Origin of the sequence: Paraburkholderia fungorum (assembly GCF_046027605.1) — a bacterium.
Taxonomy (GTDB): Bacteria; Pseudomonadota; Gammaproteobacteria; order Burkholderiales; family Burkholderiaceae; genus Paraburkholderia; species Paraburkholderia fungorum_F.
In genome coordinates this window covers 145,103-162,446 of sequence record NZ_JAQQEF010000019.1, presented here as the reverse complement: position 1 = coordinate 162,446, position 17,344 = coordinate 145,103, and the positions used below count along the sequence as shown (strand labels likewise).

Genomic DNA, 17,344 nt, shown 5'->3' with positions numbered 1-17,344 from the left:
TCACTATATAAGTGAGAGCTATGAGTTTGGAACGGTCAAGCAGGCCTTGACAGCGAGCGGTTGTTCCCTCATAATCATCAGTTCTCTGCGGAGGGGTGCCCGAGTGGCTAAAGGGGGCAGACTGTAAATCTGTTGGCTTACGCCTACGTTGGTTCGAATCCAACCTCCTCCACCAGAATGCGAGCAGTAGTTGGGAATCCATGGATCCTTGCGGGTGTAGCTCAATGGTAGAGCAGAAGCCTTCCAAGCTTACGACGAGGGTTCGATTCCCTTCACCCGCTCCAGTAACAAAGAAGTAGCGCCCATGTGGCTCAGTGGTAGAGCACTCCCTTGGTAAGGGAGAGGTCGGCAGTTCGATCCTGCCCATGGGCACCAGAAGTACACGGTGATTGTTTGCGCGCGGCGCAACGTACGGATAAATCCTCTTAGGAGTCGAAAATGGCCAAGGGTAAGTTTGAGCGGACCAAGCCGCACGTGAACGTCGGCACGATCGGTCACGTTGACCACGGCAAGACCACGCTGACGGCAGCGATCACGACGGTGCTGACCAAGAAGTTTGGCGGCGAAGCAAAGGCGTACGACCAGATCGACGCGGCGCCGGAAGAAAAGGCACGTGGTATCACGATCAACACGGCGCACGTTGAGTACGAAACGGCTAACCGCCACTACGCCCACGTCGACTGCCCGGGCCACGCTGACTATGTGAAGAACATGATCACGGGCGCAGCGCAGATGGACGGCGCGATCCTGGTGTGCTCGGCTGCAGACGGCCCGATGCCGCAAACGCGTGAGCACATCCTGCTGGCGCGTCAGGTTGGCGTTCCGTACATCATCGTGTTCCTGAACAAGTGCGACATGGTGGACGACGCTGAGCTGCTGGAGCTCGTTGAGATGGAAGTTCGCGAACTTCTGTCGAAGTACGACTTCCCGGGCGACGACACGCCGATCATCAAGGGTTCGGCCAAGCTGGCGCTGGAAGGCGACACGGGCGAGCTGGGCGAAGTGGCGATCATGAACCTGGCCGACGCGCTGGACACGTACATCCCGACGCCGGAGCGCGCAGTTGACGGTGCGTTCCTGATGCCGGTGGAAGACGTGTTCTCGATCTCGGGTCGCGGCACGGTGGTGACGGGTCGCGTTGAGCGTGGCGTCGTGAAGGTCGGCGAAGAAATCGAAATCGTCGGTATCAAGCCGACGGTGAAGACGACCTGCACGGGCGTGGAAATGTTCCGCAAGCTGCTCGACCAGGGTCAGGCAGGCGACAACGTGGGTATCCTGCTGCGCGGCACGAAGCGTGAAGACGTGGAGCGTGGCCAGGTTCTGGCGAAGCCGGGTTCGATCAACCCGCACACGCACTTCACGGCTGAAGTGTATGTGCTGAGCAAGGACGAAGGCGGTCGTCACACGCCGTTCTTCAACAACTATCGTCCGCAGTTCTACTTCCGTACGACGGACGTGACGGGCTCGATCGAGTTGCCGAAGGACAAGGAAATGGTCATGCCGGGCGACAACGTGTCGATCACGGTGAAGCTGATCAACCCGATTGCGATGGAAGAAGGTCTGCGTTTCGCAATTCGCGAAGGCGGCCGTACGGTCGGCGCAGGTGTGGTTGCTAAGATTCTCGAGTAACGCCAGACAGTTCTCGTTGATCGGTGGTTTCGGGGTTGGCGGTGTCGTCAACCCCAAAATGGTTTAGGGGTATAGCTCAACTGGCAGAGCGTCGGTCTCCAAAACCGAAGGTTGGGGGTTCGATTCCCTCTGCCCCTGCCAACTCTCGCGCCGTATGTGGCGCTTCGTTAAGGTGTTATGGCGAATCCTTCCGTCGAAACTGTAAATACATCCGGCGACAAGCTGATGCTCGTCGCGGGCGTATTGTTGGTCTTGGCCGGGTTCGTGGGGTTCTTCTGGCTCAGCAGCCAGGAATGGTACGTCCGCGGAGCCGCCTTGGCTGTTGGCGCTATCGCGGGTGTTGCAGTCGGTCTTCTCTCCGCGCCTGGCAAGGGTTTCATCGCTTTCGCCAAAGACTCATACAAAGAAGTTCGCAAGGTTGTCTGGCCGACTCGCAAAGAGGCCAGTCAGACGACGCTCGTCGTGTTCGGCTTCGTGTTTGTGATGGCGATCTTTCTTTGGGTTAGCGATAAATCCATCGAATGGGCGATTTTCTCGGTGATTCTGGGTTGGAAATGATATGAGCGATACTCCGGCATCCCCGAGCGGCAAACGTTGGTATGTAGTGCACGCATACTCCGGCATGGAGAAGAGCGTGCAACGTGCGCTTCAGGAGCGTATCGAACGTGCTGGCATGCAAGACCAATTTGGTCAAATCCTCGTTCCGACTGAAGAAGTGGTCGAGGTGAAAGGTGGTCACAAATCAGTGACCGAGCGGCGCTTTTTCCCGGGCTACGTCCTCGTGGAAATGGAAATGACGGACGAAACGTGGCACCTCGTGAAGAACACCGCCAAGGTGACGGGTTTCGTTGGCGGTGCGCGCAATCGTCCGAGCCCGATTTCCCCGCGGGAAGTTGAGAAGATCATGTCGCAGATGCAGGAAGGCGTGGAAAAGCCGCGTCCGAAGACCCTGTTCGAAGTGGGCGAGATGGTGCGGGTGAAAGATGGTCCGTTTACGGACTTCAACGGCAGCGTCGAAGAAGTGAACTACGAAAAGTCGCGCGTCCGTGTTTCCGTTACAATCTTCGGCCGCGCAACGCCGGTCGAGCTGGAATTCGGCCAGGTCGAAAAGTTGTAATCCAGAATTCTACGGGGTGCACCAGTCGGTGCGGTCCGTATTTCGCGCTTACGGTCCGCGTAATGGCCGTTGAGGAGCGTCAGTAGTCTGCTTTTCGGCGAACACGCGCTACTACTCACTGAATGTCCGCCTGTAACACGGCGACGTTCCTAAGAGGTTTTCAAAATGGCAAAGAAAATCATTGGCTTTATCAAGCTGCAGATTCCTGCAGGTAAAGCCAACCCGTCGCCGCCGGTCGGTCCGGCGCTGGGCCAACGCGGCCTGAACATCATGGAGTTCTGCAAGGCGTTTAACGCGCAGACTCAAGCAATGGAACCGGGTCTGCCGATTCCGGTTGTGATCACCGCGTTCGCGGACAAGAGCTTCACGTTCGTTCTGAAGACGCCGCCGGCTACGGTCCTGATCAAGAAGGCAGCGAAGATCGACAAGGGTTCGGCCAAGCCGCACACCGACAAGGTCGGCACGATTACCCGTGCTCAAGCCGAAGACATCGCCAAGACCAAGATGCCCGATCTGACGGCAGCTGATCTGGACGCAGCGGTTCGTACGATCGCTGGTAGCGCCCGCTCGATGGGCATCACCGTGGAGGGCGTGTAAATGGCTAAGCTTTCAAAGCGTCTGCAAGCATTTGCAGCTAAGGTCGACAGCCAGAAGCTGTACGCAATCGACGAAGCTCTGTCGCTCGTGAAGGAATGCGCAAGCGCGAAGTTCGACGAGTCGATCGACGTTGCAGTGCAACTCGGCATCGATGCGAAGAAGTCGGACCAAGTGGTTCGTGGTTCGGTCGTGCTCCCGGCTGGTACCGGTAAGTCCGTTCGCGTGGCAGTGTTCGCACAAGGCGAAAAGGCTGAGCAAGCTCGTGCAGCCGGCGCAGAAGTCGTCGGTATGGAAGACCTGGCTGAACAAGTCAAGGCCGGCAAGCTGGACTTTGACATCGTGATCGCTTCGCCGGACACGATGCGCGTTGTCGGTACGCTCGGTCAGATCCTCGGCCCGCGCGGCCTGATGCCGAACCCGAAGGTTGGCACGGTTACGCCGGACGTCGCGACTGCGGTCAAGAATGCCAAGGCTGGTCAGGTGCAATTCCGTGTCGACAAGGCGGGTATCATCCACGCCACGATTGGCCGTGCATCGTTCGAGCCGACGGCTCTGCGTAGCAACCTAAATGCTCTGGTCGACGCGCTGCAAAAGGCGAAGCCGGCAACGAGCAAGGGTGTGTACCTGCGTAAGGTTGCGCTGTCGAGCACGATGGGTGTTGGCGTTCGCGTCGACCAGGCATCGATCGCAGCACAGTAATAAATTTCATCGCCTCGATGTGAGTCGAGGCGGTTTTATGGGCTTTGGGCGGTCGCGAGATGGCAGTGTGCATCGAACGGCCGGTTGTCAAAGACCGTTGGCGGGAAAGCAGCAGGCAGGCTGACCCTTAATGTAAAGCCAACGCAGATGGCGAACCCGAAAAAGTTTTGTAGTGATGAAACCGGTTGGGATCCGCAGTGATGTGGGTTTCAGGCGGTCGAAATACTCCTGACTGGTCGGACGCCGTTATTGAACGCGGTACGCAAGGCGCACGCTGCGTGTATCGAATCTGGAGGTTAACCGTGCCACTTAACAAAGAAAGCAAGCAGGCCGTCGTCGCTGAGGTTGCCGCGCAAGTCGCGAAAGCCCAGACCGTGGTTCTGGCTGAGTATCGTGGAATCGCGGTTGGCGATCTGACCAAGCTGCGCGCGAAAGCGCGTGAGCAACAGGTTTACCTTCGCGTGTTGAAGAACACGCTGGCGCGTCGCGCTGTCGAAGGTACCCCGTTTGCTCCGCTGGCAGAGCAGATGACTGGTCCCTTGATCTACGGCATCTCGGAAGATGCAATTGCTGCTGCTAAGGTCGTCAACGACTTCGGCAAAACCAATGACAAGTTGATCATCAAGGCTGGTTCCTACGAAGGCAAGGTGATGGACAAGGCTGGCGTGCAAGCGCTGGCAAACATCCCGAGCCGCGAAGAACTGCTCTCCAAGCTGTTGTACGTTATGCAAGCACCTGTTTCCGGCTTTGCGCGCGCTCTGGCCGCGCTGGCAGAAAAGAAACAAGGCGAAGAAACCGCTGCGTAACGCACTTCAGTCGAGCGTGATTGATCGCTGGCTGTATCCGAATTCAATTTAGGAGTATTTCAAATGGCAATCGCAAAAGATGACATCCTCGAGGCAGTAAGCTCGATGTCGGTTCTGGAACTGAACGAGCTGGTCAAGGCGTTCGAAGAAAAATTTGGCGTGTCGGCAGCTGCTGTTGCAGTGGCAGGCCCGGCAGGCGCAGCTGCAGCTGTCGCTGAAGAGCAAACCGAATTCACGGTCAACCTGACGGAAGTCGGCGCGAACAAGGTTTCGGTCATTAAGGCTGTTCGTGAACTGACGGGTCTCGGCCTGAAGGAAGCGAAGGACCTGGTCGACGGCGCACCGAAGCCTGTTAAGGAATCGGTACCGAAGGCTGCTGCTGAAGAAGCCAAGAAGAAGTTGGAAGAAGCCGGCGCGAAGGCTGAAATCAAGTAAGTTTCAGCGCGTTGTGCGAAGGCTGGCGGTTTTCCACCGCCGGCCTTTTTGTGCTTTGTGGGGACGACGTTTTTGCCAGCCATATTCGGCAAGAACAGGGGCCCTAGAAGCCAAAGAAAATCGCCTATCGGCAATATTGACCGGCGTTTCTCTTTGTCTTCTGAAGCGACTGCAGAAGGCAAGTTTGGTCGGGTAGCGGGCAACATAGGCATCCGCTGCCGTCAGCCAGCGGTTGGTAGCGGCCAACCACCAAGCTTCTAGGCTCGTTCAAGCCATCGGACGGCCATCGGGTCTCAGTCGGTGAACACTCGGGTTGTCTCATCAAGGTATCCTGCCTCGACAACAATGCCCGCCGTGATTCGGAGATCGTATGCAATATTCCTTCACCGAGAAGAAGCGTATTCGCAAGAGTTTTGCGAAGCGCCCCATCGTTCACCAAGTACCTTTCCTGCTGGCTACCCAGCTTGAATCATTCAGCACGTTTCTGCAAGCAGACACGTCATCCACGCAGCGCAAGCCGGAAGGCCTGCAAGCTGCGTTTACGTCCGTTTTTCCGATTGTTTCGCATAACGGGTTCGCACGTCTAGAGTTCGTCAGCTATATGCTGTCGCCGCCGGCATTCAACATCAAGGAATGTCAGCAGCGCGGTTTGACGTACTGCTCCGCACTGCGCGCAAAAGTGCGTCTGGTGCTGCTCGACAAGGAATCGCCGAGCAAGCCGGTCGTCAAGGAAGTGAAGGAACAAGAAGTGTACATGGGCGAAATTCCGCTCATGACGCCGACGGGTTCGTTCGTTATCAACGGCACGGAACGTGTGATCGTGTCGCAGCTGCATCGCTCGCCGGGCGTGTTCTTCGAACACGACAAGGGCAAGACGCACAGCTCGGGCAAGCTCCTGTTCTCGGCACGTATCATTCCTTACCGCGGTTCGTGGCTCGACTTCGAATTCGATCCGAAGGACGTGCTGTACTTCCGCGTCGACCGTCGTCGCAAGATGCCGGTCACGATCCTGCTGAAGGCAATCGGCCTGACGCCGGAACAGATCCTCGCAAACTTCTTCGTGTTCGACAATTTCACGCTGATGCCGGAAGGCGCGCAGATGGAATTCGTGCCGGAGCGTCTGCGTGGTGAAGTCGCACGTTTCGACATTACGGATCGTGACGGCAACGTGATCGTCCAGAAGGACAAGCGGATCAACGCCAAGCACATTCGCGATCTCGACAACGCGAAGACGAAGTTCATCTCGGTCCCGGAAGACTATCTGCTCGGCCGCGTGCTGGCGAAGAACGTCGTCGATGGCGACACGGGCGAAGTCATCGCTAACGCGAACGACGAAATCACCGAAACCGTCCTCGAAAAGCTCCGCGAATCGAAGATCAAAGACATCCAGACGCTCTACACGAACGATCTGGATCAAGGTCCGTACATCTCGTCGACGCTGCGTATCGACGAAACCGCGGACAAGATGGCCGCTCGCATCGCGATCTACCGCATGATGCGTCCGGGCGAACCGCCGACCGAAGAAGCGGTCGAGGCGCTGTTCAACCGTCTGTTCTACAGCGAAGACGCATACGACCTGTCCAAGGTTGGTCGTATGAAGTTCAACCGCCGTGTCGGTCGCGACGAAATCGTCGGTCCGATGACGCTGCAAGACGACGACATCCTCGCAACGATCAAGATCCTGGTCGAACTGCGTAACGGCAAGGGCGAAGTGGACGACATCGACCACTTGGGCAATCGTCGTGTGCGTTGCGTCGGCGAACTGGCGGAAAACCAGTTCCGCGCCGGTCTCGTGCGTGTCGAACGTGCTGTGAAGGAACGCCTCGGCCAGGCCGAAAGCGAAAACCTGATGCCGCACGACCTGATCAACTCGAAGCCGATTTCGTCGGCGATTCGCGAGTTCTTCGGTTCGTCGCAGCTGTCGCAGTTCATGGACCAAACGAACCCGCTGTCGGAAATCACCCACAAGCGCCGTGTTTCGGCACTGGGCCCGGGCGGTTTGACGCGTGAGCGTGCTGGCTTTGAAGTCCGCGACGTGCACCCGACCCACTATGGCCGTGTGTGCCCGATTGAAACGCCGGAAGGTCCGAACATCGGCCTGATCAACTCGCTCGCACTGTACGCGCACCTGAACGAATACGGCTTCCTCGAAACGCCGTATCGCAAGGTTGTGGACAGCAAGGTGACGGATCAGATCGACTATCTGTCCGCGATCGAAGAAGGCCGTTACGTGATCGCTCAGGCGAACGCGGCAGTGGCTGCTGACGGCTCGCTGACCGACGAACTGGTGTCGTCGCGTGAAGCAGGCGAAACGTTGATGGTCACGCCGGACCGCATCCAGTATATGGACGTGGCGCCGTCGCAGATCGTGTCGGTGGCAGCATCGCTGATTCCGTTCCTCGAACACGATGACGCGAACCGCGCATTGATGGGTTCGAACATGCAGCGTCAGGCTGTGCCGTGTCTGCGTCCTGAAAAGGCTGTGGTCGGTACGGGTATCGAGCGCACGGTGGCAGTCGACTCGGGTACGACGGTTCAGGCATTCCGCGGCGGTGTGGTCGATTACGTCGACGCTGGCCGTATGGTGATCCGCGTGAACGACGATGAAGCCGTTGCGGGCGACGTCGGCGTGGACATCTACAACCTGATCAAGTACACGCGTTCGAATCAGAACACGAACATCAACCAGCGCCCGATCGTGAAGGTCGGCGATATCGTGTCGCGTGGCGACGTGCTGGCTGATGGCGCATCGACCGACCTCGGCGAACTGGCTCTCGGCCAGAACATGCTGGTCGCGTTCATGCCGTGGAACGGCTACAACTTCGAAGACTCGATCTTGATCTCGGAGAAGGTGGTTGCTGACGACCGTTACACGTCGATCCACATCGAAGAACTGAACGTCGTAGCTCGCGATACGAAGCTCGGACCGGAAGAAATCACGCGCGACATCTCGAACCTGGCTGAAGTACAACTCGGCCGTCTCGACGAGTCGGGCATCGTCTATATCGGCGCTGAAGTCGAAGCAGGCGACGTGCTGGTCGGTAAGGTCACGCCGAAGGGCGAAACCCAGCTGACACCGGAAGAAAAGCTGCTGCGCGCGATCTTCGGTGAAAAGGCTTCGGATGTGAAGGATACGTCGCTGCGTGTGCCATCGGGTATGAGCGGCACGGTCATCGACGTGCAAGTGTTCACGCGTGAAGGCATTCAGCGCGACAAGCGTGCGCAACAGATCATCGACGATGAACTGAAGCGCTATCGCCTCGACCTGAACGACCAACTGCGTATCGTGGAAGGCGATGCGTTCCAGCGTCTCGCACGTATGCTGACCGGCAAGGTCGCGAACGGCGGGCCGAAGAAGCTCGCGAAGGGTGCGAAGATCGAACAGGCTTACCTGGAAGACCTGGATCACTACCACTGGTTCGACATCCGCCTCGCGGACGAAGAAGCCGCGGCCCAGCTCGAAGCTATCAAGGACTCGATCGAACAGAAGCGTCACCAGTTCGATCTGGCGTTCGAAGAAAAGCGCAAGAAGCTCACGCAAGGCGACGAACTGCCGCCGGGCGTGCTGAAGATGGTCAAGGTGTATCTCGCTGTGAAGCGTCGTCTGCAGCCTGGCGACAAGATGGCCGGCCGTCACGGTAACAAGGGTGTTGTGTCGAAGATCGTTCCGATCGAAGACATGCCGTACATGGCCGATGGCCGTCCGGCTGACGTCGTTCTGAACCCGCTCGGCGTGCCGTCGCGGATGAACGTGGGCCAGGTTCTCGAAGTGCATCTGGGTTGGGCCGCGAAGGGTCTCGGCTGGCGTATCGGCGAAATGCTGCAACGTCAGGCGAAGATTGCTGAACTGCGCGAATTCCTGACCAAGATCTACAACGAGTCGGGCCGCGCTGAAGAGCTGGACAGCTTCACGGACGACGAAATCGTCGAACTGGCGAAGAACCTGCGCGAAGGCGTTCCGTTTGCCACGCCGGTGTTCGACGGTGCGACGGAAGAAGAAATGTCGCGCGCGCTGGATCTGGCATTCCCGGACGACATCGCGAAGAACCTCGGCATGACGCCGTCGAAGAATCAGGTGCGTCTGTATGACGGCCGCACGGGTGAGATGTTCGAACGTACGGTGACTGTCGGTTACATGCACTACCTGAAACTGCACCACTTGGTCGACGACAAGATGCACGCGCGTTCCACGGGCCCGTACTCGCTCGTCACGCAGCAGCCGTTGGGCGGTAAAGCGCAGTTTGGTGGCCAGCGTTTCGGTGAAATGGAAGTGTGGGCGCTCGAAGCGTACGGCGCATCGTACGTGTTGCAAGAAATGCTGACGGTTAAGTCGGATGACGTGGCAGGCCGGACCAAGGTGTATGAGAACCTGGTCAAGGGTGATCACGTGATCGACGCCGGCATGCCGGAATCCTTCAACGTGCTCGTGAAGGAAATCCGCTCGCTCGGTATCGACATCGACCTCGACCGCAACTAATCGGACTACGGAGAGAAAGCAATGAAAGCTCTGCTCGATCTATTCAAGCAAGTCCAACAGCCTGAAGTTTTTGACGCGATCAAGATCGGTCTGGCCTCGCCAGACAAGATCCGTTCGTGGTCGTTCGGCGAAGTCAAGAAGCCGGAAACCATCAACTACCGGACGTTCAAGCCGGAACGCGATGGTTTGTTCTGCGCGAAGATCTTCGGGCCGATCAAAGACTACGAATGCCTGTGCGGCAAGTACAAGCGCCTGAAGCATCGTGGCGTGATCTGTGAAAAGTGCGGCGTCGAAGTGACGCTCGCGAAGGTGCGTCGCGAACGGATGGGCCACATCGAGTTGGCCTCGCCGGTCGCTCACATCTGGTTCCTGAAGTCGCTGCCGTCGCGTTTGGGCATGGTGCTCGACATGACGCTGCGCGACATCGAACGCGTGCTGTACTTCGAAGCATATGTGGTGATCGATCCGGGTATGACGCCGCTGAAAGCGCGGCAGATCATGACGGAAGAGGATTACTACAACAAGGTCGAAGAGTACGGTGACGAATTCCGTGCCGAAATGGGCGCGGAAGGCGTTCGCGAACTGCTGCGCGCGATCAACATCGACGAACAGGTCGAGATGTTGCGCACCGAACTCAAGAACACGGGTTCGGAAGCGAAGATCAAGAAGTACGCGAAGCGCCTGAAGGTGCTCGAGGCTTTCCAACGTTCGGGCATCAAGCCTGACTGGATGGTGCTCGAAGTGCTGCCGGTGCTGCCGCCGGAGCTGCGTCCGCTGGTGCCGCTGGATGGCGGCCGCTTCGCGACGTCGGACCTGAACGACCTGTATCGCCGCGTGATCAACCGTAACAACCGGTTGAAGCGTCTGCTCGAACTGAAGGCGCCTGAAATCATCGTCCGCAACGAAAAGCGGATGCTGCAGGAAGCCGTCGATTCGCTGCTCGACAACGGTCGTCGCGGTAAGGCAATGACCGGCGCGAACAAGCGTCCGCTGAAGTCGCTCGCTGACATGATCAAGGGTAAGGGCGGTCGTTTCCGTCAGAACTTGCTCGGTAAGCGCGTTGACTACTCGGGCCGTTCGGTGATCGTGGTCGGCCCGACGCTCAAGCTGCATCAGTGCGGTCTGCCGAAGCTGATGGCGCTCGAACTGTTCAAGCCATTCATCTTCAACAAGCTCGAAGTGATGGGTGTGGCTACCACCATCAAGGCTGCGAAGAAGGAAGTCGAGAACCAGACGCCGGTGGTGTGGGACATCCTCGAAGAGGTGATCCGCGAACATCCGGTCATGCTGAACCGTGCGCCTACTCTTCACCGTCTTGGCATTCAGGCTTTCGAGCCGGTGCTGATCGAAGGTAAGGCAATCCAGCTGCACCCGCTCGTTTGCGCGGCGTTCAACGCCGACTTCGACGGTGACCAGATGGCTGTGCACGTGCCGCTGTCGCTCGAAGCGCAAATGGAAGCGCGTACGCTGATGCTGGCGTCGAACAACATCCTGTTCCCGGCCAACGGCGATCCGTCGATCGTGCCGTCGCAGGATATTGTGCTCGGCCTGTACTACGCGACGCGTGAAGCCGTGAACGCCAAGGGCGAAGGCCTGACGTTCACCGGCGTGTCGGAAGCGCTGCGTGCTTACGAAAACAAGGAAGTCGAGCTGGCCTCGCGCGTCAACGTGCGGATCACGGAAATGGTCCACAACGAAGACACGTCGGAAGGCGCGCCGAAGTTCGTGCCGAAGATCTCGCTGTACGCGACGACCGTTGGCCGTTCGATTCTGTCGGAAATTCTGCCGCCGGGCCTGCCGTTCTCGGTGCTGAACAAGCCGCTGAAGAAGAAGGAAATCTCGCGTCTGATCAACACCGCGTTCCGCAAGTGCGGTCTGCGTGAAACGGTGATTTTCGCCGACCAGTTGATGCAGTCGGGTTTCCGTCTGGCAACGCGCGCTGGTATCTCGATCTGCGTCGACGACATGCTCGTGCCGCCGCAGAAGGAAACCATCGTCGGCGACGCCGCGAAGAAGGTGAAGGAATACGACCGTCAGTACATGTCGGGTCTCGTTACGTCGCAAGAACGCTACAACAACGTGGTCGACATCTGGTCGGCAACGTCGGAAGCGGTCGGCAAGGCGATGATGGAGCAGCTGTCGACGGAACCGGTGGTCGATCGCGACGGCAACGAAACGCGTCAGGAGTCGTTCAACTCCATCTACATGATGGCGGACTCGGGTGCTCGTGGTTCCGCGGTTCAGATTCGTCAGCTGGCCGGTATGCGTGGCCTGATGGCGAAGCCGGACGGCTCGATCATCGAGACGCCGATTACGGCGAATTTCCGTGAAGGCCTGAACGTGTTGCAGTACTTCATCTCGACCCACGGTGCGCGTAAGGGTCTGGCTGATACGGCACTGAAGACGGCAAACTCGGGTTACCTGACGCGTCGTCTGGTCGACGTGACGCAGGATCTGGTGGTGGTCGAGGACGATTGCGGTACGTCCAACGGCGTCGCCATGAAGGCGTTGGTCGAAGGCGGTGAAGTCGTCGAAGCGCTGCGTGACCGAATCCTGGGTCGCGTGACGGTGGCTGACGTCGTCAATCCGGAATCGCAGGAAACGCTGTACGAAACGGGCACCTTGCTCGACGAAGACGCGGTCGAAGAAATCGAACGCCTCGGCATCGACGAAGTGCGCGTGCGTACGCCGCTGACTTGCGAAACGCGTTACGGTTTGTGCGCAGCCTGTTACGGCCGCGACCTGGGTCGTGGCTCGTCGGTCAACGTCGGTGAGGCAGTTGGCGTGATCGCTGCTCAGTCGATCGGTGAACCGGGCACGCAGCTCACGATGCGCACGTTCCACATCGGTGGTGCGGCATCGCGTGCAGCAGTGGCTTCGTCGGTTGAAGCCAAGTCGAACGGTACGGTGCGTTTCACGGCAACCATGCGTTACGTCACCAACGCGAAGGGCGAGCAGATCGTCATCTCGCGTTCGGGCGAAGCAATGATCACCGACGACCACGGCCGCGAGCGTGAACGTCACAAGGTGCCGTACGGCGCGACGCTGTTGCAACTGGACGGCGCGCAGATCAAGGCCGGCACGCAACTGGCGACGTGGGATCCGATGACGCGTCCGATCATCACCGAGTACGGTGGTACGGTGAAGTTCGAAAACGTCGAAGAAGGCGTGACGGTTGCCAAGCAGATCGACGATGTGACGGGTCTCTCGACGCTGGTCGTGATCGACGTGAAGCGCCGCGGTTCGCAAGCGTCGAAGACGGTGCGCCCGCAGGTTAAGCTGCTCGACGCGAACGGCGAAGAAGTCAAGATCCCGAACACCGAGCACTCGGTGCAGATCGGCTTCCAGGTCGGCGCTCTGATCACCGTGAAGGACGGTCAGCAAGTGCAGGTCGGTGAAGTGCTGGCACGTATCCCGGTTGAATCGCAGAAAACGCGTGACATTACCGGTGGTCTGCCGCGTGTGGCCGAACTGTTCGAAGCGCGCTCGCCGAAGGACGCCGGTATTCTGGCGGAAGTCACGGGCACGACGTCGTTCGGTAAGGACACGAAGGGCAAGCAGCGTCTCGTTATCACGGACCTCGAAGGCAATCAGCACGAGTTCCTGATCGCGAAGGAAAAGCAGGTTCTGGTGCACGATGGTCAGGTCGTCAACAAGGGCGAAATGATTGTCGACGGGCCGGCTGATCCGCACGACATTCTGCGTTTGCAGGGCGTTGAAGCGCTGGCGCGCTACATCGTGGACGAAGTGCAGGACGTGTATCGTCTGCAGGGCGTGAAGATCAATGACAAGCACATTGAAGTGATCGTCCGTCAGATGCTGCGCCGTGTGCAGATCGTCGATAACGGTGACACGCGCTTCATCATGGGCGAACAGGTCGAGCGCTCGGATATGCTCGACGAGAACGACCGGATGGCTGCTGAAGACAAGATCCCGGCAACCTACGACAACGTGCTGCTCGGTATCACGAAGGCATCGCTGTCGACCGATTCGTTCATCTCCGCGGCGTCGTTCCAGGAAACGACTCGCGTGCTGACCGAAGCGGCGATCATGGGCAAGCGCGACGATCTGCGCGGGCTGAAGGAAAACGTGATCGTTGGTCGTCTGATTCCGGCTGGTACGGGTCTCGCGTTCCACAAGGCACGCAAGAGCAAGGAACTGTCCGACCGCGAGCGTTTCGATCAGATCGCAGCGGAAGAGTCGTTCGAATTCGGTACGCCGGAAACCCCGGCCGCCGAACAGCAGCACTCAGGCGAGTAAGTCCCGGCGGCGCAAGCCGCTTGGGCTCACCAGCCAGCGAAGCCGCTCAGTTTCGACTGAGCGGCTTTTTTTATGCGCCTCGTTTTTTGTGTGTTTTTGTGGATTCGTCGGCCAAACGGCTAACGTTTGTGCAAAGCGCGGGCGCAGCACGAATGCGTTGGTAAAATTCGTGTCACCGGCATTACGCTGCTTCTCTCCAATTCATGTCCCGTCCGCTCGAAATCCTCAACGAAGTCTTCGGTTACCCCGCATTTAGAGGACAGCAGGGTGAAATTGTCGAGCACGTCGCCGGCGGCGGCGATTGCCTCGTGCTGATGCCGACGGGTGGCGGCAAGTCGTTGTGCTATCAGATTCCGTCGTTGGTGCGGCGCGAAGCAGGGTGCGGAGCCGGGATCGTGGTGTCCCCGCTGATCGCATTGATGCAGGACCAGGTTGCCGCGCTCAAGGAAGTCGGCGTGCGTGCCGCTTACCTGAACTCGACACTGTCGAGCACGGAGGCGATGGCCACTGAGCGCGCACTGCGTGAAGGCGAAATCGATCTGCTGTATGTGGCGCCGGAACGGTTGATGACGCCCCGTTTCCAGGAATTGCTCGAGCGCACGCGTATCGGGTTGTTCGCCATCGACGAAGCGCACTGCGTGTCGCAATGGGGTCATGATTTCCGTCCTGAATATATTCAGCTGTCGGTGTTGCATGAGCGCTTTCCCAACGTGCCACGCATTGCGCTCACCGCAACCGCCGACGCGATCACGCGCGACGAAATCATTCACCGTCTCGCGCTCGATGATGCGCGCATTTTTGTCTCGAGTTTTGATCGTCCAAACATTCGCTATCGCATCGTCGAGAAAGACAATGCGCGTACGCAATTGCTCGACTTCATTCGCGCCGAGCACTCCAAGCCAGACGGCACGACTGATGCCGGTGTTGTCTATTGCCTGTCGCGTCGCAAGGTGGAAGAAACGGCGGAGTGGCTCAAAGAAAAAGGCATGCGTGCGTTGCCTTACCACGCAGGCATGGAGTTCGAAATCCGCCAGAAGCATCAGGAGATGTTTCAGCGTGAGGAGGGCATCGTGATGTGTGCGACGATCGCGTTCGGCATGGGAATCGACAAGCCGGACGTGCGCTTCGTGGCTCACCTTGATTTGCCGAAGAGTGTCGAAGGTTATTACCAGGAAACCGGGCGTGCCGGCCGTGACGGCATGCCAGCGAACGCATGGATGGCGTACGGTCTGGGCGACGTCGTGCAGCAGCGCAAGATGATCGACGAGTCCGACGCTGACGATGCGCACAAGCGCGTGCAGACCGGCAAGCTCGATGCGCTACTCGGGCTGTGCGAAGCGGCGACCTGCCGCCGGGTGCGGCTGCTCGCGTATTTCGGAGAATCGAGCAAGCCGTGTGGCAACTGTGACAACTGCATCGAACCACCCGACACATGGGACGCGACACGCGAGGCGCAAATGGCGCTGTCATGTGTGTTCCGCGCGCAGCGGGCGAGTGGGTTTCACTTCGGCGCCGGGCACCTGATCGATATCCTGCGTGGTAACCGCAGCGAGAAGATCCTGCAACGCGGCCACGAGAAGCTCACCACCTTTGGGATTGGGGCGGCGCTCGGCGAGGCGGAGTGGCGCGCCATCTTTCGCCAACTCGTTGCATTTGGCTACCTCACCGTCGACCACGAAGGTTTCGGCTCGCTCGTACTGACAGAAGCTGCCAAAGCAGTGCTGAAGAGCGAGCAGAACGTTACGATGCGCCGCTACGTGAAACCCACGCGCACCCGCCAATCATCCGGCCGGACGAGCGAGCGCGCCGATCCGACGATCGGCATGGGCCCACGCGAGCGCGCCCGCTGGGAACGCCTGCGCGCCTGGCGCACGGAGACGGCGAAAAGCGACGGCGTGCCGGCCTACGTCATCTTCCACGACGCCACGCTGGCCGAAATTGCCCGCAACGGTCCCGGCTCCATCGAGGATTTGCGCGGTATTCCGGGCATGGGAGCCCGCAAACTCGACCGTTTCGGCGACGAGTTACTGGAAGTCGTCGCCGCCGACTGAGTGGCGTCGCAGGCAGTTTAAGGTCGGCAGGCGTGCGAAACATCGCAACCTGTTGACTCGCTTAGCATTTTCGGAATATTATGCTAGGTTCCGGTTCTTGGAATGCCCGTGTGCGAAGTTAATTCGTGCGCTGACCCCCGGGTCCGGAAGTTCGATGCGCAATCGTTTCTGCTTTGCCCGGAAACAGATGCGTCGATTTTGTTCAATTTCAGGAATAAACAATGCCAACCATCAATCAACTGGTTCGCAAAGGCCGCGCGTCGGAAACGACGAAGAGCAAGAGCCCGGCTTTGCAGGACTGCCCCCAGCGTCGCGGCGTGTGCACCCGTGTGTACACCACGACGCCGAAGAAGCCTAACTCGGCACTGCGTAAGGTTGCCAAGGTTCGTCTGACGAACGGCTTCGAAGTCATTTCGTATATCGGTGGTGAAGGCCACAACCTGCAGGAACACTCGGTCGTGCTGATTCGCGGCGGCCGTGTTAAGGACTTGCCGGGTGTGCGTTACCACATGGTTCGCGGCTCGCTGGATACCCAGGGCGTCAAGGATCGTAAGCAGGCTCGCTCGAAGTACGGTGCTAAGCGTGCCAAGGCTGGCAAGTAACTAGCCGGTCAGAGTAGTTTCAGGTCGCCTGCAAAGGCGTAATAGCGGTGGTGCCGGAATCGCCGGTGCTGTCGAGTAAGTGGTCACCCGACCAGGCTGGTAAGTCGTTAGAGATGAATCGGGTTAGTTGGTGGCCGCGGGGCTAAAAATAGCTCCAACTGAAAAGTTAAGGAAGAAACATGCCGCGTCGTCGCGAAGTCCCCAAGCGGGAAGTGTTGCCGGATCCGAAGTTCGGTAACGTAGATGTAGCTAAGTTCATGAACGTGCTGATGCTCTCCGGCAAGAAGTCGGTTGCTGAGCGTATCGTGTACGGCGCTTTCGAACAGATCCAGACCAAGGGTGGCAAGGACCCGCTGGAAGTGTTCACGGTAGCGCTCAACAACGTCAAGCCGGTGGTCGAAGTTAAGAGCCGCCGCGTTGGTGGTGCAAACTATCAGGTTCCGGTCGAAGTGCGTCCGTCGCGTCGTATGGCATTGGCGATGCGTTGGTTGCGTGAAGCCGCGAAGAAGCGCAGCGAGAAGTCGATGGCCCTGCGTCTGGCAGGTGAACTCTCCGAAGCGGCCGAAGGCCGTGGCGGCGCGATGAAGAAGCGCGACGAAGTTCACCGGATGGCAGAAGCCAACAAGGCGTTCTCGCACTTCCGTTTCTAAGCTTCCCGAACTCGGGTTTAG

At 58.7% G+C, this 17,344-nt stretch carries 13 protein-coding genes and 4 tRNA genes; 16 read left to right on the top strand and 1 reads right to left on the bottom strand.

Features of this window, described 5'->3' with window-relative positions; translation table 11 throughout:
* Nucleotides 1–89 precede the first annotated feature (89 nt).
* The 11 genes from PQR53_RS27435 (at nt 90) to rplL (ending at nt 5,283) form a co-directional block, all read left to right on the top strand.
* Nucleotides 90–175: transfer RNA gene (locus PQR53_RS27435), tRNA-Tyr, on the top strand.
* Between the two features lie 35 nt (nt 176–210).
* Nucleotides 211–284, top strand: a tRNA-Gly gene (locus PQR53_RS27430).
* Nucleotides 285–300: 16 nt separating this feature from the next.
* Nucleotides 301–375, top strand: a tRNA-Thr gene (locus PQR53_RS27425).
* A gap of 63 nt (nt 376–438) precedes the next feature.
* Nucleotides 439–1,629 carry an elongation factor Tu gene (gene tuf, locus PQR53_RS27420; protein WP_063497539.1) on the top strand — a complete coding sequence of 397 codons (1,191 nt, stop codon included), beginning with the start codon at nt 439–441 and terminating at the stop codon, nt 1,627–1,629.
* 65 nt (nt 1,630–1,694) lie between these two features.
* Nucleotides 1,695–1,770, top strand: a tRNA-Trp gene (locus PQR53_RS27415).
* 36 nt (nt 1,771–1,806) lie between these two features.
* Nucleotides 1,807–2,187 carry a preprotein translocase subunit SecE gene (secE, locus tag PQR53_RS27410; RefSeq protein WP_408461008.1) on the top strand — a complete coding sequence of 127 codons (381 nt, stop codon included), beginning with the start codon at nt 1,807–1,809 and terminating at the stop codon, nt 2,185–2,187.
* Between the two features lies 1 nt (nt 2,188).
* On the top strand, nt 2,189–2,746 hold the full coding sequence (gene nusG, locus PQR53_RS27405; protein WP_007180147.1) for a transcription termination/antitermination protein NusG: 558 nt from the start codon (nt 2,189–2,191) through the stop codon (nt 2,744–2,746).
* 165 nt (nt 2,747–2,911) lie between these two features.
* Complete coding sequence (rplK, locus tag PQR53_RS27400) at nt 2,912–3,343, top strand: 50S ribosomal protein L11 (RefSeq protein WP_172318045.1); 432 nt, start codon at nt 2,912–2,914, stop codon at nt 3,341–3,343.
* Entirely contained in the window at nt 3,344–4,042 is a 699-nt protein-coding gene (gene rplA, locus PQR53_RS27395) for a 50S ribosomal protein L1 (RefSeq protein ID WP_408461006.1), read from the top strand.
* A 302-nt stretch (nt 4,043–4,344) separates the two neighbouring features.
* Complete coding sequence (gene rplJ / locus PQR53_RS27390) at nt 4,345–4,848, top strand: 50S ribosomal protein L10 (protein ID WP_007180144.1); 504 nt, start codon at nt 4,345–4,347, stop codon at nt 4,846–4,848.
* A 63-nt stretch (nt 4,849–4,911) separates the two neighbouring features.
* On the top strand, nt 4,912–5,283 hold the full coding sequence (rplL, locus tag PQR53_RS27385; RefSeq protein WP_172318043.1) for a 50S ribosomal protein L7/L12: 372 nt from the start codon (nt 4,912–4,914) through the stop codon (nt 5,281–5,283).
* A 3-nt stretch (nt 5,284–5,286) separates the two neighbouring features.
* Here rplL and PQR53_RS27380 read toward each other — a convergent pair whose 3' ends face one another.
* Complete coding sequence (locus tag PQR53_RS27380; RefSeq protein ID WP_408461003.1) at nt 5,287–5,529, bottom strand: hypothetical protein; 243 nt, start codon at nt 5,527–5,529, stop codon at nt 5,287–5,289.
* 124 nt (nt 5,530–5,653) lie between these two features.
* Here PQR53_RS27380 and rpoB point away from each other — a divergent pair, with 124 nt between their 5' ends.
* The 5 genes from rpoB to rpsG all read left to right on the top strand — a co-directional run bounded on the left by rpoB (nt 5,654) and on the right by rpsG (nt 17,323).
* A complete protein-coding gene (gene rpoB, locus PQR53_RS27375) occupies nt 5,654–9,760 on the top strand; it encodes a DNA-directed RNA polymerase subunit beta (RefSeq protein ID WP_408461001.1) in 4,107 nt (1,368 codons plus the stop codon).
* A gap of 21 nt (nt 9,761–9,781) precedes the next feature.
* Nucleotides 9,782–14,020 (top strand): DNA-directed RNA polymerase subunit beta', encoded by a 4,239-nt coding sequence (gene rpoC, locus PQR53_RS27370; protein ID WP_179734810.1) that lies wholly within the window; start codon nt 9,782–9,784, stop codon nt 14,018–14,020.
* A 203-nt stretch (nt 14,021–14,223) separates the two neighbouring features.
* Nucleotides 14,224–16,071, top strand: a complete 1,848-nt coding sequence (gene recQ / locus PQR53_RS27365) for a DNA helicase RecQ (RefSeq protein ID WP_408460999.1) — start codon at nt 14,224–14,226, stop codon at nt 16,069–16,071.
* 221 nt (nt 16,072–16,292) lie between these two features.
* Nucleotides 16,293–16,673 (top strand): 30S ribosomal protein S12, encoded by a 381-nt coding sequence (gene rpsL, locus PQR53_RS27360; RefSeq protein WP_006998493.1) that lies wholly within the window; start codon nt 16,293–16,295, stop codon nt 16,671–16,673.
* 179 nt (nt 16,674–16,852) lie between these two features.
* Nucleotides 16,853–17,323 carry a 30S ribosomal protein S7 gene (rpsG, locus tag PQR53_RS27355; RefSeq protein ID WP_006053291.1) on the top strand — a complete coding sequence of 157 codons (471 nt, stop codon included), beginning with the start codon at nt 16,853–16,855 and terminating at the stop codon, nt 17,321–17,323.
* The last annotated feature ends 21 nt before the right edge of the window (nt 17,324–17,344 follow it).